We start from the raw sequence: 20,998 nt of genomic DNA, 5'->3' as shown, positions 1-20,998 counted from the left end.
CTTCCGCCCCCTGCCTTCGGAGTACCCATGCCTGTCTTCCACGACGGTCTCGACGAGACCGCTCCTCCCCCCGGCCCGGTCGTCGAAACCGACGTCGTCGTCGTCGGATCCGGCCCCGCCGGGGCGTCGGCCGCGCTGTTCCTGTCCACCCTCGGCATCGACAACATCATGATCACCAAGTACCGGTGGACCGCCAACACGCCGCGCGCCCACATCACCAATCAGCGGACGATGGAGATCTTCCGTGACGTGGGCATCGAACAGCAGGTCCTTGCGGAAGCGTCCCCCCACGACATCATGGGCGACACCGTGTTCTGCACCGCCCTGGCCGGTGAGGAACTCGGGCGGATCCTGTCGTGGGGAACCCACCCCGCCCGCGAGGCCGACTACGTGCTCGCTTCGCCGTCCCTCAACTGCGACATCCCGCAGACGCACCTCGAGCCGATCCTCGTGAAGAACGCCACGGTCCGCGGTACGCAGACGCGGTTCTCGACCGAGTACCTCTCCCATTCCGAGGACGCCGACGGGGTCACCGTCCGGGTTCTCGATCGGCTCGACGGCCGCGAGTTCGACATCCGCGCCAGGTATCTGATCGGGGCGGACGGCGCCCGCTCCACGATCGCAAACGCCCTCCGGCTGCCGTTCGAGGGCCGGATGGACATTGCCGGTTCGATGAACATCACGTTCCGCGCCGACCTCACCGACCTCGTCGCGCACCGCCCCTCGGTGCTGTACTGGGTGGTGCAGCCCGGCTCGGATGTCGGCGGCATCGGCGCCGGACTCGTCCGCATGGTGCGCCCCTGGAACGAGTGGCTCGCCGTGTGGGGTTACGACATCGAACTGCCGGCACCGGAGATGAACGACGATCGCGCCCGGGAGATCGTCCGCACCATGATCGGTCGCGACGACATCGACGTCGAGATCACGGGCTACTCGCTGTGGGGCAACAACGAGATGTACGCCACGCACATGCAGACCCGACGGGTCTTCATCGCCGGCGACGCCGCCCACCGGCACCCGCCGAGCAACGGCCTCGGCTCCAACACCTCCATCCAGGACTCCTACAACCTCGCCTGGAAGATCGCCGCCGTGCTGGAAGGACGCGCCGGTCCGGGACTGCTCGAGACCTACTCGGTCGAACGTGTCCCCGTCGCCGAGCAGATCGTCAAGCGGGCCAACAAGTCCAGTCGCGAGTTCGTGGGAATCTTCGAAGCCCTCGGCACGACCCGGGCGACGACGGTCGAACACATGCAGGCCGAACTCGCCGAACTCCGGGCCGACACACCCGAGGGCGCCGCCAAGAGGCAGGCGCTCGCGGCGGCGATGGAACTGAAGAACTACGAGTTCAACGCCCTCGGCGTGGAACTCGGGCAGAACTACGCCGGCTCCCCCGCGGTGGTCGAGGACGGGAGCGCCCCGCCCGTCCCCACCCGGGATCCGGAACTGCAGTACGAGCCGCACACGTATCCCGGCGTGCGCCTGCCGCATTGCTGGGTGGGTGATTCGACGAGCAGGATGTCGACGCACGATCTGGCGCAGTACACGCAGTTCACGCTCTTCACCGGCAAGACCGGCCGGGCGTGGGCCGGCGCGGCGGCGAAGGTCTCGGAGGAGCTCGGCGTCGACGTGGTCCCGATCGTGATCGGAGCCGGCGAGCTGGTGCAGGACCTGTACTTCGACTGGGGCAGGCTGCGGGAGGTGGCGGAGGACGGGGCGGTCCTGGTCCGGCCGGACACCCACATCGGATGGCGCGCACACCGCATGACGGACGACCCGGTGAGCGCACTGCGCGACGCCATGCTCCGCATCCTGCACCGGCAGGCGTGACCGATGGGACTGTCGTTCACCCACGAAACCCGTCCGCAGCGCGTGGTGTTCGAAGCCGGAGGTGCACGCCGTCACCTCGCGGCCGAGATCGACCGGCTCGGCGCCGCGCGGGTCATGCTCGTGGCATCGGCGGCGGAAGGCGCCCTCGCCGACCGCGTCGTCGGGGACCTGCCGGTCGTTCGGCACTGGTCGGAGGTCCACCCGCACGTCCCCGTCGAGGTGGCGCGACGGGCACGGCGGGCCGCACTCGACGCCGAGGCCGACGCCCTCGTCAGTATCGGCGGCGGGTCGGCCGTCGGCCTGGCCAAGGCCGTCGCGATGACCACCGCCCTGCCGATCGTGGCCGTGCCGACGACCTACGCCGGCTCGGAAGCGACCGACGTGTGGGGGCTGACCGACAACGGCGTGAAGACCACCGGCGCCGACGGCGCGGTCCTGCCCACCTCGGTCGTCTACGACTCCGAACTGACCGTCGGCCTGCCGGTCGACCTGAGCGTCGCCAGCGGCCTGAACGCGCTCGCCCACTGCGTCGACTCGCTGTGGGCCCCGCGCGCCGATCCGATCAACGCCGCGCTCTGCCTCGAGGGCGCCCGCGCTCTCGCCACCGGCCTGCCGGAGGTGGTCGCGGACCCGGACGGAATCGACGGCCGCGACCGCTGCCTGTACGGCGCGTACCTCGCCGCCGTGGGGTTCGCGTCGGCCGGCGCGGGCATGCACCACAAGATCTGCCACGTCCTCGGTGGCGCATACGGTCTGCCGCATGCGCAGACCCACGCCGTCGTGCTGCCTCACGTGCTGGCCCTCAACGCCGCGTCGCTCGGCACGCTCGGCCGGCGCCTCGCCGTCGCGCTGGGGTCCCCGACCCCGGGGGATCCCGGTGCGGCCCTCGCTGCGCTCGACGAACTACGGCGGCGCCTGGACGCCCCGGCGTCCCTCGCCGAGCTGGGGATGCGCGAGGCGGACCTGCCCGGCGCGGTGCAGCGCTGCCTTGCCGCCGTTCCCGACACCGATCCCATGCCCGTCACGCCGCAGAACCTGGCCGAGCTGCTCTACGCGGCGTGGTCGGGTCGGCAGACCCGGAGGACTCCGTGACCATCCCATCCGATCACCACCCGCTCCAGCCGCCCGCCCGTTCGGTCGACCCGGCGCCCTCCGTATCGCCCGAACAGGCACGACGCGAGCAGGATCTCGTCGACCGGGTCGTCGCGTCGTTCGACGACACCGAGTCGCCGCGCCTGCGTCAGCTCATGCAGGCACTCGTCCGGCATCTGCACGCGTACGTGCGCGAGGTTCGGCTCACCGAACAGGAATGGAGTACCGCGGTCGCCTTCCTCACCGAATGCGGACACGTCACCGACGACAAGCGCCAGGAGTTCGTCCTCCTGTCGGACGTCCTCGGGGTCTCGATGCAGACCATCGCCGTCGGCAACGAGACCATCGGCGACGCCACCGCGGCGACCGTGTTCGGGCCGTTCTTCGTCGACGGGTCACCGCGCATCGAGTCCGGCGGCGACCTGACGTTCGGCGCGAAGGGCCAACCGTGCCGAGTGCAGGGCACCGTCCGCGACCTCACCGGCCGGCCTGTACCGGGGGCGCGCATCGAGGTGTGGGAGGCCGACGAGGACGGACTGTACGACGTGCAGTACCGCGACGATCGCGTCGCGGCGCGCGCTCACCTGTTCACCGGCGACGACGGCCGGTACAGCTTCTGGGGGCTGACCCCCACCCCCTACCCGATTCCGCACGACGGACCGGTCGGGCGGCTGCTCGAAGCCGCCGGACGCTCACCGATACGCGCGTCCCACCTGCACTTCATGGTGTCCGCGCCGGGGCTTCGAACGCTCGTCACTCACATCTTCGTCGACGGCTGCGACTACCTCGACCGCGACAGCGTGTTCGGTGTCGAGGACTCGCTCGTCAAGGACTTCGTCCGGCACTCGGCTCAGGAGCCACCGCCGGACGGACGCGATGTCGCGGGGCGCAGCTGGGCGAGCGTCGACTTCGACATCGTGCTCGCGCCCGCCGAGTGGCGGGCCGCCCGGGTGCATCCGTCTGCTAGACGCGGACGGTGACGTCCGGGTTCTCGGGGATACGGATCCCGGCCTCGGCGAGACGCTGCGCGGCGTCCTCCGCGGTGGACGGCCGCCCGGCGGTCGCGTAGCTGCCGGTCGGCACCACCGAGTGCACGATGGTGTCCGGGTAGACGTGCACGAGGTTGAAGCCCTGGGCACCGTCGTGGCCGCGCTGGCACCCGGCCGGAACGTTGAGGTCCTGGGTGTAGCACGTCGAGGAGGCCACGGAAACGGGGATGTCGGCGAACGTCGCGGTCGTGGTGTAGTGCAGGTGCCCGGCGAGGATGGTGCGCACGTCGGTGTCGCGCAGCACCTCGGCGAGGCCGGCCTGGTCGCGCAGTTCGACGAGCACGGCCTGGTCGAACACGCTGGGCACCGGCGGGTGATGCATGGCGAGGATGGTGCCGAAGGGCGCCGACGTCTCGAGTTCCTGCGCCAGCCAGTTCAGCTGTTCCTGCGAGACCTCGCCGTGGTGGAAGCCGGGCACCGAAGTGTCGAGGGTGATGATGCGCAAGCCGTTGACGTGGTAGACGCGGTCGATCGGGCCGGTGGACGGCGCCTGATCGAGCAGCAGTTCCCGGAAGGTGGCGCGATCGTCGTGGTTGCCCATGGCCCACACGATCTGCGCGCCGAGCGCCTGCGCGACGGGTTCGACGAGACCGCGCAGCTTCGCATAGGCGTCCGGCTGGCCGCGATCGGCGAGGTCGCCGGTGAACACGAGCGCATCGGGCTGCACCCCGGAAGCGCGGATGTCGGCGAGGATCTGCTGCACCCGGGCGTCGGCATCGACCGTTCCGTAGAGCAGCTCGTCGCCGCCGACGAGGTGGGTGTCGGTGATGTGCAGCAGGGTGTGCGACGGCCTCGGGTATTCGGCTATTCGCTCGGCCCCACGAGGGCTGCCCATGATCTCTCGCTTCCGTTCGCCGACGTGCTCAGGGGCACACGTCGAGTATGACGATAGTCGAACGGATTCGGGTTGCCCTCGGACACCCCGGAGTCGACGCGACGGCGAACGGGACGCGAACCTCGGGTGGCGTCACGCCAGGTGCGTCCCCAGCGGCGTCGATTCCGGCTGGTCGAGCCGCCAGAACGTGCCACCGTCGCAGGTCTCGGTGTCGCCGCTGAGGTAGCTGGCAACAGCGACGGCGGCGGTGGTCGGGTCGGGGAACCGCCGGCCTTCCATCGGGCCGGCCGTGATCTCGAGGGTCCCGGTGGTGGGATCGAACCGTCCCTTGACGCGGTAGCCGTCCCGGTCGGCCACCACCGACAGCCGCGGATCCTCGACGACCTCGGGTTCGGCCGACCCGCGCGCCTCGCCGGCGCTCGCCTTCCGTGCGCGGTTGCGGGCGAGCCGCTCCTGTTCGGCCTCGGCCGCGTCGTCGTCGGTGTAGCGGGTGGTGTCCTTGGCGGGTGTCAGGCCGAGCAGATCCCAGCAGTCCTTGCCGTGGGCGACGCTGCTGAGGGGGATGGCGTGGCTTCCCGTGTGCGTCCGGCCGGGGCCGTCGGACATCCAGATGTCGACCTCGGCGGCGATGCCCGCCGCGACCTCGTCGGACGGCAGGACGAAGTACTCCGCCGGGTCGCTTCCCAGATCGACGAACACCCAGAACTGCGACCCGGTGTCGTCGGTGTCGGGCAGGGCGTCCTGCCGGCGGGCCTGCCAGTCCCCGTCGATCCTGGTGCGGACACGGACGATGCAGCTGCTCCCGTCGACGCCCCACACCTGGACCGGGTTGCGCGGCAGGTGCTCGAGCTTCTCGGCGCGGCCTCCGCGCTGGATGACCTCGGAGATGAAGGCCTGGATCCCTCGACCGGCAGTGTCGTGCACTCGACTGCGTCCATTCCTGTGCTGCGCCCCGTACGCATCGGTGAGCTGTGTTGCGACGGGGTCCCGCGCCACGACTCGAGTTTCTGTACTCCAGAGTACGGGCAGGGGTTCGGCGGTAGCGGGCCGCCTCGGCCTCCGGCGGGTCGGGCCGGGTGCCGAGGCGACCTACAGCCTCCGCCGGCGAGGGGTAATTTCGCTGTCATGAGCACCACGTGGCAGGACCCGAAGGCTGTGAGCCTGATGCTCGACGACTGCGCCACCTGGGCGGTGGTCGGGCTCTCGGGCAACCCGGACCGCACCGCGTACCGGATCGCGCGGCTGCTCCAGGAGCGCGGCAAGCGGATCGTCCCCGTTCATCCGAGTGCGCCGACGGTGCTCGGCGAGCAGGGTTACGCATCCCTCGCGGACGTGCCGTTCCCGGTCGACGTCGTCGACGTGTTCCGCCGCTCGGAGTCGGCGGGCGAGTTCGCCGACCAGGCCGTCGCGATCGGCGCGAAGGGCGTGTGGTTCCAGCTCGGGGTGATCGACGAGGACGCGTTCGCGCGCACCACCGAGGCCGGGGTGGCGATGGTCATGGACACGTGCCCGGCGATCGAGTGGAACAAGCGGCGCGGCTGATGCTTGAAGGTGCGGTGCGTCCTTTGGGCTGCCCTGGCCGCCCAAAGGACGCACCGCTGCGGCGGTCGTCAGGTCGGACGGCCGGCGAGTGCCGTCGCGACGGCGCCGCCGAGCGCGACGTTGCCCCGGTAGACCTCGACGTTGACGTCGAGGCTGCGGCCGCCGGTGGCGCGGTGGAAGTGGTCGAGCAGGAACGGCGTCGTGTCCTTGCCGGCGACCCCGGCGCCCGCGGCCCGCTCCTCCGCCTCGTGCAGCACCCGCGCATGCAGTCCGGGGTCGAGCTGTGCGTCCTCCGAGACCGGATTCGCAAGCAGAACAGCGGATTTCAGGCCGAGTGCATCCCGGGCGCGGACCAGCTCGGCGACCTCGGCCGGGGAGTCGACGGAGTATTCGAGCGGGCAACCGCTGTCGCGGATGTAGAAGCCGGGGAAGCTCCGGGTGCGGTAGCCGACGACCGGAATGCTCAGCGTCTCGAGCCGCTCCAGCGTGGCCGGGATGTCGAGGATCGACTTGACGCCGGCGCTGACGACGAGGATCGGCACGGTGGACAGGGCGACCAGGTCGGCGGATTCGTCGAAGGTGCTCCGTGCGCCGCGGTGCACGCCCCCGAGCCCACCCGTCGCGAAGACCCCGACACCGGCGCGGTGCGCGAGCAGGGCCGTCGCCGCGACGGTGGTGCCGCCGGACAGCCGTCGTGCGACGGCGATCGGCAGGTCGCGCACGCTCAGCTTCGTCACCGTCTCCGCCGTCGCGAGTTCGGTGATCTCGTCGGTGGACAGCCCGACGGTGGGGACGCCGCGGAGCACGCCGACGGTGGCAGGGACGACGTCCGCCGCCCGCAACCGCGCCTCCGCCTCGAGCGCCACCTCGAGGTTGCGCGGACGCGGCAGGCCGTGGGTGAAGATCGTCGATTCCAGGGCCACCACCGGGCGGCGGGCCGCGACGGCGGCGCGCACCTCGTCGGATATCCGGCTCACCGGGTCCATGCGGCTCCTCTCGTCGCCTGCAGCGTACCGGCGGGGCGCCGAGGGTCCGGTCACCTCAGAGCAGTTCGCCGATTCCGCACACCGGCAAGTGGATCCACCCCTCCCGGACCGCGACGGGGTGCTGCGCCGCATCGGGCCGGACGGTTCTGCCGAGGGCGGCCGCGCGGGCGACGAGGCCGGCGACGACCGCATCGAACGCGTCGTCGGAGTCGACGCACAGGTCCCGGAAGCCGCCGAGCGTCAGTCCCGGCAGGGCCCCTTCCAGCACAGCCACCGATGCGGCGCGCACCTCGCGGTTCTTCGCGCTCTTGTACCCCTTGAACGGCAGTCCCCAACCCTGCAGCGCGGCAGCGGGATACGCCTCCACCACCGCACCGTCGACGCGGTCGACCTCCACTCCGACGGCATCGAGTTCCGCGAGCAGGCCCGCACACCGGAGCGCCACGTGGGCGATGAGATCCGCGGACACGCTCAGCGGGACGATCCCCGTCCGGGCATGCACCACGCGGTCGGTCGATCGTCGCACCAGCGGGAGTCGTCCGGGCCGGCTGCTCAGGGCGCGTTCGCGCGAGTACTCGAGGCGGTGGTGCGCGCCGAGGAACTCGACGAACGCGTCGGGCCATCCGAAGGGCGCGTCGATCCCGCTGCGGTCTGCTGCGACGATCGCGGCCACGATCTCCGGGTCGGTCGCGCCGAGCCGCAGCGCCTGCACCGTCGCGGTGCCGTGCTCCCACGCGAGGGTGGCGACCGCCGTCTTCGCCGGTTCGGCCGCGAGATCGACACCTACCGTCTTCACGAACGTCACGGTATCCGCTGCCCGTCCCCGGAGCTTGCATCCGTACTGCGCACCGTGCATCCCCTCTGTCCCGCCACAACGGGTGCAAGCACGCCACAGGGAGTGCAAGCCGCCGGTACATCATCAGGCGCGCACAGCCGTGGACTACGTTCCGCATCCGTGCCACGGTGGAGGCGGATATCTCTTCCAGGAGGTGCAACACCATGGAGCACACCCAGCAGAACAGCGCCGCCCAGGAATGCCCGGACTGCCATGCGCTCGCCGCGGACCTCGCGGCGCACAAGCAATGGCACTCCCGGGTCGTTCACGACCTGGCTCTCGCCGTCGAGAAGGAAGTGGATCGACGGACCCGGACACCCTGACCGGGACCGCTCCCCGGTCCGGTTGCGTCAGCGGAAGGCGTCGCCCTTCGTCGTGAGCGCCCTGACCCGTTCGACGATCCTGTCCTGCAGCTTCTTCGGCGTGCGCCAGCGCATGGCGAGGCGGTCGTGGTCCATCGCGTGCTCGGCGACGATGTCCTCGAGCTGCTCGACATCGAGGGGCGCCAGCTTCTCGCGCAGGCCGGCCTCGCCGCCGTCACGGAACGGAACGAAGGGCCCCGGGGCACGTTTGCCGCACCCCCAGCGCCCTCGCCACTCGCTCGCTCGGCAAGGCACACCGGGACCCGGACGAATCCGGCGCCGGGCACCCGCGCACCCCCTAGATTCGAGGCAGTCGGCGACGGGAGGCCGCGTGCGCGAGGGACGGTGGTGGCGCTGGTGGCCGCTCGCGGCCGCGGCGGCGCTCGTCGTGCTGCTCGCGGTGACGAACGCGGTTCCGACGTGGCCGGGGCTGATCCACCTGGTGGCGTTGCCCCCGCTGGACCAGTTCGCCGACCTGCGACTTCTGCTGTCGCGGGCGCCGTCGTGGCCGGTGTTCCTGATGTTGCTCGCCGCCGTGTCCGCGGCGCGGGTCGCGCTCATGGCGTGGCTGCTGGGCGGTCTCGATGCCCGCCGCCTGCGGTTCGCGGCCCTGTTCTACGCGGTCGCGTTCGGGCCGGTGCTGCTGGCGGCATTCGCCGACGCCACCGCCTACGCCGTCCTGTACTCCCGGCTGTTCTGGCCGGCCGTCGCCCTGGTCGGGGTGCTGGTGCTGACGCTCGGTCCGGTTCCGTGGCAGGGCACCGTACGGCTGCGGGAGGCGCTCGCACTGACCCGGCGGCGGGGGCTGCGCGTCGAGGTGACGCTGCCGTACTGCGCAGTGGTCCTGGCGCTCGGTGCGGTGGCCGAACGGGTCCCTGTCCTGACGGTGCCGCTCGTCCCGGTCTCGGCCGTCACGACGGGCCTGGCGATCCGGGCGATGCACCGCCCGGCACTGCGCCGGCCGGGGACGGCCGTGAGCGCGTTCGTCGCGGCGCTGGTCGCCGCATCGATCGCGTTCGTCGCGACCCGCGGGTACGACGAGCCGGAACCCGGCCCGCCGCAACCGGGTTCGCTGCTGATCCTGTCGGGGATCAACTCGGCGTCGGGGCGGGGCGCGATCCACGCGACGGACGTACACCGTCTCGGCTACCGCTGCGAGCAGGTGTACTACTTCTCGTATGCCGGGCCGGGCGACGGGCAGCCGCAGCGGGACGCGACGTGCCCGATCCGCACGGGCGCCCCCTACGGACCGAGCGACACCCAGCGCCCGTTCCAGGAACAGGTCGATCTGTTCGTCGAGCAGGCGTCCGGGCTGCCTCGTCCGCTGGTGGTGGCCGCGCATTCGCACGCGGTGTGGGTGGTGTGGGAGGCCGTCGTCACCGGGCGGGCCGACGTCGACGCCCTGCTGCTCGTCGGCCCGTTCCCGAGCACCCCGACCGGCTACCCTCCGCCCGGCGTGAACGCCCCCGGCCGCGTCTTCGCCGACCTGCTGCGCCTCGCCGCACCGGCCACCGACCTCGTCCGGTTCCACTTCGATCCGGAGACCCCGGCCGCCCGGGACCTGCTCGGCACGGCAGGTGCCGCGGAGTCCGTCCTCGCTCGGCCGCTGCCTGGGGCGGTGCGCGCCTCGAGCCTGCCCTCGGCCACCGATCTGCCGCTGATGCCGGACGGCCGGGAGCTCGACGTGGAGCGCAACGAGTGTCCCGCCCGCGTCGCCCACCCGTACCTGCCCAAGTCGGCGGCCTTCGAGGACGCCGCCATCCGGTTCCTGAACGGCCGGCCTCCCCCACCGTGCCCGCCGTGGCGGGACTGGGGTGCCGTGCTCGTGCGGCCGTTCGGGGTGCCGGCCGGGCAGGCGCTGCGCTGATCCCGAATTCCCCCGCGACGATCGCCGCCGAGGGGGATATTCGGAGGAGGCCACCACCGGTCCCGAACAACGGCATCGCCGGACGCAGCGCGGTGCTCACGACCAACGACCGCCACGACGAACGACTGCCACGACGAACGACTGCGGAGTACCCATGACACTGCTTCCCCGCCCCGGTCTGTCGGCGATCGTGACGGTTGCCGCCGCCGCACTCCTGTCCGTGTCGATGCCACCGAACGCCCCGGCCTTCGCGCCCGACGTCCACGGGACGATTCTGCGGGCAGCGCTGCCGCCGGCCCCCGGCGACGGGGGCGTCGACGACCTGGCACTCGCCGAGATCACCGGAAGCCTCCTCACCGGCACCGGCAACGAAGGCAGCGACCTGTTCCAGGGCGACGCCTTCCGGCACTTCGACAACGCCGCGGGGCCGGCGGACGTCTGCGACCGTGCCCGGGACGCGTGGAACTTCTTCGTGCCCGCCGTGATCGCCGGCGCGCAACCCGCCGGACCACCGGAGTTCCGCACCTCCGTGAACGGCTTCGGAGCCCGCAGCGCCTTCGGCGGCCTGACGCACGCCCTCGCCGACTTCTACTCCCACTCGAACTGGGTCGAGCTGGCCGTCGCCGCGAACCGGGCCCCGGGGCTCGCTCCGCTCTTCCCGACGTGCGATCCCGCCGCTCTTCCGGCCGGCCTGCACACCGGGTTCTTCGAGCTGACCCCGGCCAACGGTCTCGACGGCTGCCCGAGCGGTCCGCCCGCTCCCCCGGCCGGGTCGTCCGTCCCGCCGAGCGAGGGCCCGCCCGCCCCGCCCGCCTCGTTCGAGGAGTGTCACCTGACCCTGAACAAGGACGATCCGGGCACGCTCCGCGGCCGTGAGCCGGTCCCCGGACAGGACGGGACGACGTACCACCAGCTCGCGGTGCAACTCGCCGTCGAACACACCACCGCGCTGTACCGGGAGGTCCGTGGTCTCGTCGCCGGTTCCGTCCCCGGCGGTGTCGACGGAGAGTGCGTCACCGACAATCTGTTCCAGGCCGCGCGATTCGCGCCCTGTGCGGTCCCGGCGCCCACTTCCGTTTTCCCCGAACGTATTTCGGTACAGCCAGTCGGCGTTGCGCCGAGTCCGCCGGCATAGGGGCGAGACCGGCCGCACCGGGGCGGGGCCCCGGCCTCCGCCTTTCACCTCATCGCTGCCACCGCGGCCGGGGTGAGACCGTCCAAGCCGGGCAGCACCAGCCCGGCGAGGGCGAGCGCATCCGGGTCGGGTGGGTACCGGGGATGGGGAATCGCGATCACCCGCATGCCGGCCGCCGCCGCCGACCGCAGCCCATTGCTGGAATCCTCCACCGCCGCACACCGAGCCGGGTTCGTCCCGAGTCGCTCGGCCACCGTCAGGTAGATGTCGGGGGCCGGCTTCCCCCGCGCCACACCCTCGGTGGACAGCGCCACCGCGAACGCATCCCCCAGCGCTGCGGCGTCGAGCACGGCCTCGATCAGCGCCTGCGGGGACGAGCTGGCCAGCCCGAGCGGCCACCGCGCCGCCATCGCGCGCACCGCCTCGACCGCACCGGGAATCAGCGGCAACCGCTCGGCGTAGCGGGCGCCCATGCGCTCGATGACCAGCGCCGCCACGTCGTCGGGTGGCAGGCCGACACCGAGACCCTCACTGAGATACCTCGCCCACTCCGGGGTACTCATGCCCATCAACCGGCTCTGCGCATCGTCGGTCCAGCGGCCCCCGTGCTCGGCCACGACCTGCCGACGCACCTGCTCCCACAGCGGTTCGGAGTCGACCAGCACCCCGTCCAGGTCGAACACCACCGCTTCCACACCACCGTTGTCGGACACAGGACCAGTCTCGGCCACACCGCCCGCCGGCAGGACACCGACACGCAGACGAGCGGCACGACCGGCCCCTCGCCGCAGATGGGCCCGCGATCCCCGAACCCGCCGAGTGCCGGACACCCGAGGTGTTGTGCGCGCAGAATCGGATCCGACATGACGTCGCGGCGGGAGGAGCCCCGTGGACATCGGAGTGGTATTCCAGTGCAACCCGCCGGCGGCGCGGGTCGTGGAGCTGGCCCGGCAGGCGGAGACACACGGCTTCTCCCACGTGTGGACGTTCGACTCGCACCTGCTGTGGCAGGAGCCGTACGTCGTCCACAGCATGATCCTCGCCGCGACGCGCACCGTGACGGTGGGGCCGATGGTGACCAATCCGGCGACCCGCGACTGGACGGTCACGGCCTCGACCTTCGCCACGCTCAACGGCATGTTCGGCAACCGCACCGTCTGTGGGATCGGCCGGGGCGATTCGGCGGTGCGCACCCTCGGCGGCGCGCCGGCGACGCTGGCGACGCTCCGCGACGCGATCGAGGTCATCCGTGAGCTCGGCAACGGCCGTGAGGCCCGGGTGCGGGACGTGACAGTGCGCTTCCCGTGGGCAGAGACGTCGGCGCTCGAGGTGTGGGTGGCCGGGTACGGGCCGAAGGCGCTCGATCTGATCGGCCGGGTGGCCGACGGATTCATCCTGCAACTCGCGGATCCGGAGATCGCGAGGTGGACGATCCTGCGGGTCCGCGCGGCCGCCGAGGCGGCCGGTCGCGACCCGGCGGCGGTGACGATCTGCGCGGCGGCACCCGCCTATGTGACGGACGGATCCGCCGCGGCCCTCACGCATGCCCGCGAGCAGTGCCGCTGGTTCGGTGGGATGGTCGGGAATCACGCCGCGGACCTGGTGGCGCGGTACGGCACCGACAGCGACGTGCCGGAGGCGCTCACCCGCTACGTCGCCGGGCGTTCCGGGTACGACTACAACGAGCACGGCCGCGCCGGGAACCCGCACGCGGAGTTCGTGGCCGACGAGATCGTCGACCGCTTCTGCATCGTCGGCGACGCGGAGGAGCATCTGAACCGGCTGAGGGAACTCGAGGAGATCGGGGTGGACCAGTTCGCCGTGTACCTGCAGCACGACGCGAAGACGTCGACCCTCGAGGCATACGGGGAGACCGTGATCCCGGGGCTCGCGCCGCGGCCGGCCGCGACGACCGCCCAGCCGGCCGGCGAGCGAGTGAACCGTTCGCCCGGATAGCCGGCACGTCCGCTCATTGCGAGCGTCGCTCGGCTTCTGCGGATCACGCGATCGGCGCCGCATCGGCGCGTATCGTTCTCCGATGTATGCACGTCGTGAGGGGGACGACCGTGAGCGAAACCGTAGGGCTGGTGGTGTCCGGCGCGGGCGCCCGGGGGGCGTACGAGGCCGGGGCGATCGCATCGCTGCTGCCCCACCTGCCGCGGTCGGAGCGCCCGCCGATTCTGGTGGGAACCAGCGCCGGCGCGCTGAACGTCGTCGGATTGGCCGCCTTCGCCGGGGACGGGTACAAGTCCGCCACCCACAAGATCGTGAGCCTGTGGTCGACGGTGGGACTGGACGACGTCTTCGGGCCCGTCGGCACGCTGGTCGGCACCGGCCTGCGTTACCTCGGTCAGGCCGCCGGTCTGGACGTCACGCTGCCGAGCCTTCTCGACACCGAGCGCATGCGCGACCTGCTGACATCTCTCATCTGCTGGGAGGACCTGCACGCCAACATCCGCAGCGGGGCCATCGGGGCGGTCGCGGTGACGGCGACCTCCGTCGCCACCCGCGGCACCGTGGTCTTCGTCGAGAAACACCCGTCGGTGCCGCTGCCCGACTACGACGAACAACGCAACATCACCTACGTCGAGACGGAACTGTCCGTCGAGCACGTACTGGCCTCGGCGGCGGTGCCGGTGCTGTTCCGGCCCGTCCGGGTCACCGAACCGGCGGCGTGGGCGGGCTGGTACGTCGACGGTGGTCTGCAGCTCAACACCCCGCTGAAGCCGGCCCTCGCCCTCGGCGCGGACACCCTCGGAGTCGTCGCGACCCAGCCGCGGCACTGGATCGAACAGCCTGCCGCCGATCTCGCGCCCGGCGACGACGAGCCACCCGACGTGTTCGGTGCCGCCGCACTCGTCCTGCGCGCCGTCCTCTCGGACCGCATGATCGAAGACCTGCACCAGCTCGAGGTCCGCAACGACCGGCTGATGAGCATCCGCGCAGCCGGAGTGGACAGCGCGGACGTGACCTCGGATCGGGAGATCGAGGTGCGGTTCGCGGGCCCGTCGCTCGAGCAGGCATACGACCTCGGCCGGCTCGCCTACGACATCTACAGCGAGAAGGGCGCGGGGGTGGGCGGCCTGCGCCACCCCTGGCTGTCGGTGCTGGGCCGCCTCGTGGGAGGGACCCGCGAGGACCACGGCGACCTGCTGAGCTTCCTGCTCTTCGACCCGGACTTCACCTCCGCCGCAGCCGAACTCGGACTCGCGGCGTTGCACCGGTTGGCATCCCGCGAACAAGCACCTCGGACGTCGTCGTAGGTGGGACCCTACGTCTTCAAGCGCCGAATCGGCGGTCGAGCACATACGCCTCTCCCGCCCGCACGAACACCAGTTGCAGTGCGCCCACCCGTTCCCCAGCGGCTCGGGTAAGCAGCTCCGCGTACAGGGTGAGCTGGGTCCAGTACGCTTCGAGCGTCTCATGCGTCACGGCAACGTCGGTCTTGTAGTCGACGATCACCAGAGTTCCGTCGTCCTCGCGATAGACGAGGTCCGCGATGCCTTCGACGACGGTGTCCGAATCGGCTGGCACGCCCGCGAGCGGCAGTTCGCGCCAGTGTTCGCGGGTGGCGGCTCGTCGCACAGGCGCACAGGTCAGGGCCGCCCGAACGAGGGCAACGAACCGGTCCAGGTCCCGCACGCCGGTTGCCACCGCAACCGCGGCGGCACTCGCATCCGATTCGTCCGTCGGGGCACGCAGGTCGACGGATTCGAGCGCGGCATGCAGAGCGATGCCGAGATCCGTGCCGCTCTCGAGCACTCCGGTGGCCGGTGGGACGACCTCCGGGCCGACGGGCGGTGGGACCAGGGCACGACAGGCGGCGGCGAGCGTGGCGACCGGCTCGGGTGGGTCGTGCGCGAGGCGAGTGGCGGAGACGGATGCCGGTAGCCCCGACGTCGCCTCCACCTGGTCGCTCTCGTCCTCCCACTGCTGCCAGCTGACACCGTGGTCGGCTGCGGTGGCGCCGTCGTGCTGTTCGGCGACGGGCTCGATCAGCTCGGGTGTCCGATCGGGGTGTCCCTCGATCCCAGCGGCGAGCAGAGCGCCCCAGCCGTCCCGGGCAGACCGGTATCCGGAGACGGCGAGCAGGCTCTCGGCGCGAGTGCATGCGACGTACAGCAACCGGATGCGCTCGGCGCGGATGTGCCGGCGTTCGACGTCGGCCAGCTCCTGGTAGCCGGGCGCGCAAACTGCCTTGGAAAGCCGCAGGCGCACACGACCGTGCTCGTCCCACAGGGCGGCCTCGTCGACCGCGCGGAATCCGCTGCTCATCCCTGCCACGACGACCATCGGGAACTGCAGCCCCTTGGCGGCGTGCATGGTCATGATGCGTACGGCGTTGACCCCGACCTCCGGCAGGACCGCTTCGGTGACGCGAGCGTCCTCCTCCTGTTGCGTTGCAGCCCACGCCAAGTAGCCGCGCAGGTCACCGCGCTCGGCGTCGTACCAGGCGTAGGCCTGGTCGATGACGAAGCGCAGCCGCCGCCACACATCCCGGTGCCGCGGCGAACCCATGGAGACCTCGAACACACGCCGCTCGTCGGCGAGGCGGGCGAGCAGGCTTCCCGGATCGGTGTGGGACAGATCCCGGCGCACCGTCCGCAGATACCTCAGCGCCTCGGCGACCGGCGAGTCCTCCTGCCCCAGCGGTGGTTCCGCGCCGAGGTACCACTGACCGCCGGCCTTCTTCCAGCGCAACAGGTCGTCGTCGCCGCAACCGAACAGCGGAGTACGCAGTGTGGCCACGAGTACGGCCTCGTCCGCGGTATGGGTAAGCGCGCGGGCGGTGAGCAGCAGGTCGTGGACATCCTGGGTCGAGTACACCAGTGAGGACGCCTCGGCGCGGAACTCGATCCCTGCGCGGTCGAGCGCGTCTTCCAGGAACGGCAGACAGGTTCGGGCCGGGATGAGGACGCAGATGTCGCTCTCCCGGACCGGCTCGTGACAATAGTCGCCGTCGCGGCCGGTCTCCTTGCACCAGCCGCGCCTGAGAGCGGTGGCGACGACGCGGGCGACATCGCGGGCCTCGGCCCCGCGTACTGTATCGGCGGTCGGTTTCTCGTCGAGGTCTTCGGTCGCAAACACGAACGGCAAGGGGCCCTGTGAGGTGTCCCACTCCGCTCGACCCGGCGCCGGGTCGAGCGGGGTGTACCCGGGCTGGAGGTGTCCGTCCGACACGATCAGGCGTCCGAAGACGTCGTTGACCCAGTCGAGGACCGGGCGGGTGGAGCGGAAGTTGGTGGTCAGTGACACCACCTGGTCGGCCTCGTCGCGGGCGGCCATATAGGTGGCGATATCGGCGCGCCGGAAGCGATAGATGGACTGCTTGGGATCCCCGACGGTGAACAGCCGGCCCGTTCGGTCGGGGCCGGCGACGATGCGCCGGGCGATGTCGAGTTGCAGTGGATCGGTGTCCTGGAACTCGTCGAGCAGGATCCGCTGGTAGTTCTCGTGCAGCGCCGCCCGCACGCCTGGATCCTCGAGAATGTCCCGCGCATGGATCAGCAGATCGTGGAACTCGAGCTCACCGCTGCGGCGACGAGCACGGGCCTCGTCGAGGACGATGCGGATGATCTCGCCGCCGACGATCTCGAGGGCGGCCGCGTGGAAGCGCTCGCACTCCTCACGTGCGACCGTACCCAGCTGCTTCAGTTCCTCCCTGAGTTCCCGGACCCGGTTCGTGCCCCCCAGCCAGTTCTTTCCCGCCCCGCCGGTCCCGACCCCGGGGCATCCGGCCGCTACGGCCGCCCACTCGTCGTCGCGAGCCGCGGCGAGACACGACCGCCACTCGCGGACCTTGTCGAGTTGTGCGGCGAACCTGTCGGTGCGGTCGGTGCAGTCGGCGAGGGCGTCGAGGAGCACGTCGGCGCGTCGCAGGATCAAGTCGATATCGGGGACCGGCAACGCGACGGGCGGGTCGACGGGCGTGAGCCGGTCCCAGTGCCGGTCGAGGCGGTCTGCGAGGTCGCGGAACCGGTCGAACGTGACGTCGGCGGCGACGAGGACTCGGGTGGCCTGCCCCACCTGATTCTCCTGTATCGGGAACAGCGCGGCGCGGATGCGTTGCCACCGTCGCTCGAACGCCAGGTGGGAGCCCATCGCGTCGACGACCCGGACGCGCAGGGGCACGCCCGCGTCGAGCGGATGCTCCGCGACGAGGCGTGCCGCGAACGAATGCAGGGTGCCGATCGCAGCGGTGTCGACCTGAGCGAGCGCCGCCTTCTGCCGCTCCGATTCGGGACTCTCCGCCAGGCGCGCCCGCACGCGCTCCCGCAGCTCGGCAGCGGCCTTTTCCGTGAAAGTGATCGCGGCGATGCGGTCGAGTTCGGCCCCGTCGTGCAGGACGAGGTGACAGATGCGTCCGACGAGGGCGTACGTCTTGCCGCTCCCGGCACCCGCCTCGACAAAGAGATTCGCTTCGGTGTCGTTCTCGATGCGTTCGCGCTCGCATCGGTCACGAAGGTCCTCGCCTACTGCCGTCACATTGCCTCGCTCTCGTCGGCGTGGACGGCGGCGAACTCCGCGAGCTGCGGGTCGTCACGCAGAACTTGCCACCAACGCTGCATACCGAGCCGTCCGATCACATTCGTTGTGTAGCAGTACCGCTTGCCGGGACGGGGTGGGAACTGACCGGCCGAAATCGCACGGTGCACGAATGCGAGGTCGTCTCGCACCGTAGCGAACACGTCGCCGGTCATCGTGTAGCCGATAGCCGCGAAACGGTAGCGCTCGGTGATGAACCAGTAGCGGACCTCGACCGGGTCGTCGACGTCGGCCGTCGCCCGCGCAAACACGCCGTAGACCGGAAGCTGGTAGCGGGTGCGCCCGGCGGTGGGGGCGTCAGCCGTCAGGGACTCGTAGTCGCCCGTGCCGCCGGTCTTGTAGTCGGTGACCCGAAGGCGCCCCTGCCGGTGCCGGTCGATGCGGTCCACCGTCCCTCTGAACATCAGCGTTGCGGCACCGATGTCGAACTCGACAGGTCGGTCCGCTCCGCCGAACTCGATCTCCGTGCCGATGGGCGCCCAACCGTCGGCTCGGTCCTCGGCGTCGTGGTCGTGCCACGATTCCAAATCGTGCCGGATGGCCGCGCTGTCGCGTTCCCACAACTGCGGCAGCCAGCCGGGTGCGGCGGCACGGGCCTTGCACAGCTCATGCTCCGCGATCTCGCGCAACCGCGTGCGTCCGCCGTCGGATCCCGAGATACGCTCGGCCACATATCTGTTCAGGATCTCGTGGATGAGGCTGCCGCGGGTGAGCGGGTCGATTCCGATCACCTCGTCCGGATCTTCGAGATGTTCGGCGTGCAGGATCTTCCGGATGAAGAACACGTACGGGCTCGTCACCCACGCCTCCAGGCTGGTCGGCGCGATCGGCTCGTCGAACACGCCGAGAAGGTCGGCAGCGGACGCCAGGTTGCCGTTGAACCGAGTGAACCTGCCCCACAGCCGGTCGCTGCGCATCTGCATTCCACGCTCGACGACGGCGTCGTCGAGCAGACCGGAGCGACGGGATGCCGGGACCGCGGCGAGGGCGCGCAGCCGCCATTCGGTTGCCGACGCTGCGCCGGTGCCGATCCGGGGGTCGGAGTTCTGTGTCGCGGCGTCGAACGACGGCACGATCACGACGTGGTCACACCTGTCCGTGTCCTTCGCCCAGCTCGTGGTGCCGACCCGGATACCCGTGAGGGCGTCCAGGGTAGGCAGCACCCAGCGCGAGGGCACCCGCTCTCCCCCGCCGCGCAGGCTGCCGCGAGGAAAGGTGAGCACGCGGTGGTGGCGTCCCGCTGCGACGGTCCGGAGGAACTGTCGATACTGCACCTCGAGCCGGTCGGACTGCCCGAACCCGGTGACCGCATCGGGCAACAGCGGGTCGTCGCGGCGGACGAACGGCAGTAGTCCTTCGGCTCCGCCGACGACGATGCTCACATCGAGGCTGCGTCCGCTGCCGATGGGAATCGGACCCACCGTGACTCCCGCCCCGCCCGTGCCCACAGTTCGGCGGTGTGCCTGCACCCGCACGGCGACCGCGCCGACGATGCGTTCCGGGGAGGGCGGCGGGGCGATGCTGTCGAGATCGCCCAGGCCGGTTGCGATGTGGTGGAGGACTGCCAGGTCGTCAGGGTCTCCGGCGGTCGGTCGGAAGTAGCGTCCGAGCAGGCCGGTGAGCCCCGTCGCCACATCTGACCACGTGTCCGCGCCAACTACGGCAGCGAGGTCTCCGCGCAACGCATCGATCAGCCCCCGCAACTGCTCCGCGGTCCGAAACAGGGGGCTCGCCGATTCGACGGTGGTCAGCTTGTGCCAGTCGTCGCCGGCGACGATCGGCATCTCATGGCACGTGAGCAGTTCGGCGAGACGGACGCCGAGGACGCCACCCCTGTCGTCGCGCCAGTACACGGCCTGCTCGGCGAGGATGGCGAGCAGTGCTCGACGCGGCATGGCGTCGAGGTCGAGTTGCAGCAACCGCAGCAGACTGCGCGCGGCCGCCCGATCACCGACGGACCGGTGCTCGGGGCCGTGGAACCCGATGCCGGCCCGTCCGAAATGCTCGTGCAGTAGGACCAGGTACGGATCCTCGGCCGCATAGAACACGCCGATGCGGTGCCCCGGAACACCGTTCGAAAGATGCCGCCGGACGAGCCGGGTGACCGCTCGGATTTCGTCGTCGGAGTCGGACGCATGAACGACCAGGGTGCCGGGCGGGGCAGCTTCATCCTCGACGTCGACGGTGACGGTGCGGTCCCGCAGGTGTTCGAGGAACAGCCGCGCCGCCGGGTCCTCCTCACACGGCAGGAAGACAACGATCGCGCCGGCCTCGCCGAGACGCTCGCGCGCAGCCGTGTATGCCTCGTGCTGCACGTGGAACCGGTGAGCGTGGGCGGCGATGCAGCGCCGGTGGATGCGGAACACCCCGTCTACCAGCGGGTTCGCGTCCTCCGGGCACGGAACGTCGAGGGCGCACAACTGCCACGACGCGTGCGCGAGCGATTCCGCGGTCGCGGACTGGTCGGCGACATCGGCGAACACTCCGGGATCGTCCAGAAGCGCTTTCTGCACGGCGGCCTCGAGCAGCGGATAGCGCAACGGCGCGCGTGGGGCGAGTGCCGGCCGGGCCAGGTGCTCGACGAACTGCTCCAGCGTGCGCACGTGGGTGTTGGCGAGCCCGCCGGTGCGCGCGAGATGGGCGGTGACGTCGCGGCCGACGCCGCGCCCGGGGACGACAACCGTCACCGGCGCGAGTGGCCGCCCCGCCTTGGCGTCGGCGACGGCGGCCGAGAGCCGGTCGTACGCGTCGATGATCACGATCCCATCATGACCGCCCCGTGGGACACGGGTCGTCCGAATCGGTCGACGCACTCTGGGGAAGATGGAACCCGGCAGGATATCCACTACCCCTCGGCTGTCCCGTCGGGGAAACCGCCCCATGCCGAGAGGGCGGTATCTCCCTCCTTCCGGCGGACGGCCG

General features: G+C 71.0%; 17 protein-coding genes. 9 read left to right on the top strand and 8 right to left on the bottom strand.

The window, feature by feature from the left end:
* The first annotated feature begins 27 nt into the window (after nt 1–27).
* The 3 genes from QNA09_RS06810 to QNA09_RS06800 are packed head-to-tail and all read left to right on the top strand — an operon-like array spanning nt 28 to nt 3,899.
* A complete protein-coding gene (locus tag QNA09_RS06810) occupies nt 28–1,827 on the top strand; it encodes an FAD-dependent monooxygenase (RefSeq protein ID WP_248957508.1) in 1,800 nt (599 codons plus the stop codon).
* A 3-nt stretch (nt 1,828–1,830) separates the two neighbouring features.
* A complete protein-coding gene (locus tag QNA09_RS06805) occupies nt 1,831–2,919 on the top strand; it encodes a maleylacetate reductase (RefSeq protein ID WP_210062683.1) in 1,089 nt (362 codons plus the stop codon).
* Nucleotides 2,916–3,899, top strand: coding sequence for a dioxygenase (locus QNA09_RS06800; protein WP_374121869.1), 984 nt, complete (start codon nt 2,916–2,918; stop codon nt 3,897–3,899). Before QNA09_RS06805 ends, QNA09_RS06800 begins: the two co-directional genes overlap by 4 nt.
* Here QNA09_RS06800 and QNA09_RS06795 read toward each other — a convergent pair.
* On the bottom strand, nt 3,883–4,803 hold the full coding sequence (locus tag QNA09_RS06795; protein WP_010592316.1) for a phosphodiesterase: 921 nt from the start codon (nt 4,801–4,803) through the stop codon (nt 3,883–3,885). The genes QNA09_RS06800 and QNA09_RS06795 overlap by 17 nt on opposite strands.
* 132 nt (nt 4,804–4,935) lie before the next feature.
* Nucleotides 4,936–5,727 (bottom strand): hypothetical protein, encoded by a 792-nt coding sequence (locus QNA09_RS06790; RefSeq protein WP_010592317.1) that lies wholly within the window; start codon nt 5,725–5,727, stop codon nt 4,936–4,938.
* A 201-nt stretch (nt 5,728–5,928) separates the two neighbouring features.
* Between QNA09_RS06790 and QNA09_RS06785 the strand changes: the two genes are divergently transcribed.
* Entirely contained in the window at nt 5,929–6,345 is a 417-nt protein-coding gene (locus tag QNA09_RS06785) for a CoA-binding protein (protein ID WP_010592318.1), read from the top strand.
* A 68-nt stretch (nt 6,346–6,413) separates the two neighbouring features.
* Here the strand turns inward: QNA09_RS06785 and QNA09_RS06780 are convergent, their stop codons facing one another.
* Together QNA09_RS06780 and QNA09_RS06775 are read right to left on the bottom strand one after the other, a co-directional pair.
* Nucleotides 6,414–7,331: a pseudouridine-5'-phosphate glycosidase gene (locus QNA09_RS06780; protein WP_248957507.1), complete on the bottom strand. Its 918-nt coding sequence runs from the start codon at nt 7,329–7,331 to the stop codon at nt 6,414–6,416.
* A 55-nt stretch (nt 7,332–7,386) separates the two neighbouring features.
* Nucleotides 7,387–8,187: a DUF429 domain-containing protein gene (locus QNA09_RS06775; RefSeq protein WP_248957506.1), complete on the bottom strand. Its 801-nt coding sequence runs from the start codon at nt 8,185–8,187 to the stop codon at nt 7,387–7,389.
* A gap of 143 nt (nt 8,188–8,330) precedes the next feature.
* Between QNA09_RS06775 and QNA09_RS06770 the strand changes: the two genes are divergently transcribed.
* A complete protein-coding gene (locus QNA09_RS06770) occupies nt 8,331–8,489 on the top strand; it encodes a hypothetical protein (protein WP_003936233.1) in 159 nt (52 codons plus the stop codon).
* Nucleotides 8,490–8,516: 27 nt separating this feature from the next.
* On the opposite strand, the gene QNA09_RS06765 is transcribed toward QNA09_RS06770, so the two are convergent.
* Nucleotides 8,517–8,783, bottom strand: a complete 267-nt coding sequence (locus tag QNA09_RS06765; protein ID WP_010592321.1) for a hypothetical protein — start codon at nt 8,781–8,783, stop codon at nt 8,517–8,519.
* Between the two features lie 76 nt (nt 8,784–8,859).
* Here QNA09_RS06765 and QNA09_RS06760 point away from each other — a divergent pair, with 76 nt between their 5' ends.
* Nucleotides 8,860–10,395: a hypothetical protein gene (locus QNA09_RS06760; RefSeq protein ID WP_119699583.1), complete on the top strand. Its 1,536-nt coding sequence runs from the start codon at nt 8,860–8,862 to the stop codon at nt 10,393–10,395.
* Nucleotides 10,396–10,549: 154 nt separating this feature from the next.
* Nucleotides 10,550–11,530 (top strand): hypothetical protein, encoded by a 981-nt coding sequence (locus tag QNA09_RS06755; protein WP_048773054.1) that lies wholly within the window; start codon nt 10,550–10,552, stop codon nt 11,528–11,530.
* 44 nt (nt 11,531–11,574) lie between these two features.
* Here QNA09_RS06755 and QNA09_RS06750 read toward each other — a convergent pair whose 3' ends face one another.
* Entirely contained in the window at nt 11,575–12,243 is a 669-nt protein-coding gene (locus QNA09_RS06750) for an HAD family phosphatase (protein ID WP_010592325.1), read from the bottom strand.
* Between the two features lie 175 nt (nt 12,244–12,418).
* Here QNA09_RS06750 and QNA09_RS06745 point away from each other — a divergent pair, with 175 nt between their 5' ends.
* Together QNA09_RS06745 and QNA09_RS06740 are read left to right on the top strand one after the other, a co-directional pair.
* Nucleotides 12,419–13,486: a TIGR03842 family LLM class F420-dependent oxidoreductase gene (locus QNA09_RS06745; protein ID WP_010592326.1), complete on the top strand. Its 1,068-nt coding sequence runs from the start codon at nt 12,419–12,421 to the stop codon at nt 13,484–13,486.
* An 86-nt stretch (nt 13,487–13,572) separates the two neighbouring features.
* Complete coding sequence (locus QNA09_RS06740; protein WP_119699582.1) at nt 13,573–14,793, top strand: patatin-like phospholipase family protein; 1,221 nt, start codon at nt 13,573–13,575, stop codon at nt 14,791–14,793.
* Nucleotides 14,794–14,809: 16 nt separating this feature from the next.
* On the opposite strand, the gene QNA09_RS06735 is transcribed toward QNA09_RS06740, so the two are convergent.
* A complete protein-coding gene (locus tag QNA09_RS06735) occupies nt 14,810–18,016 on the bottom strand; it encodes an exodeoxyribonuclease V subunit beta (RefSeq protein ID WP_119699581.1) in 3,207 nt (1,068 codons plus the stop codon).
* Entirely contained in the window at nt 18,013–20,835 is a 2,823-nt protein-coding gene (locus tag QNA09_RS06730) for a PD-(D/E)XK nuclease family protein (RefSeq protein ID WP_119699580.1), read from the bottom strand. Before QNA09_RS06730 ends, QNA09_RS06735 begins: the two co-directional genes overlap by 4 nt.
* Between the last annotated feature and the right edge of the window lie 163 nt (nt 20,836–20,998).

It is taken from the genome of Rhodococcus sp. AH-ZY2 (genome assembly GCF_030916465.1).
In the GTDB taxonomy this organism is placed as follows: domain Bacteria; phylum Actinomycetota; class Actinomycetes; order Mycobacteriales; family Mycobacteriaceae; genus Rhodococcus; species Rhodococcus ruber.
The sequence above is the reverse complement of the archived record's forward strand: the minus strand, read 5'-3'. Positions and strand labels throughout refer to the sequence as shown.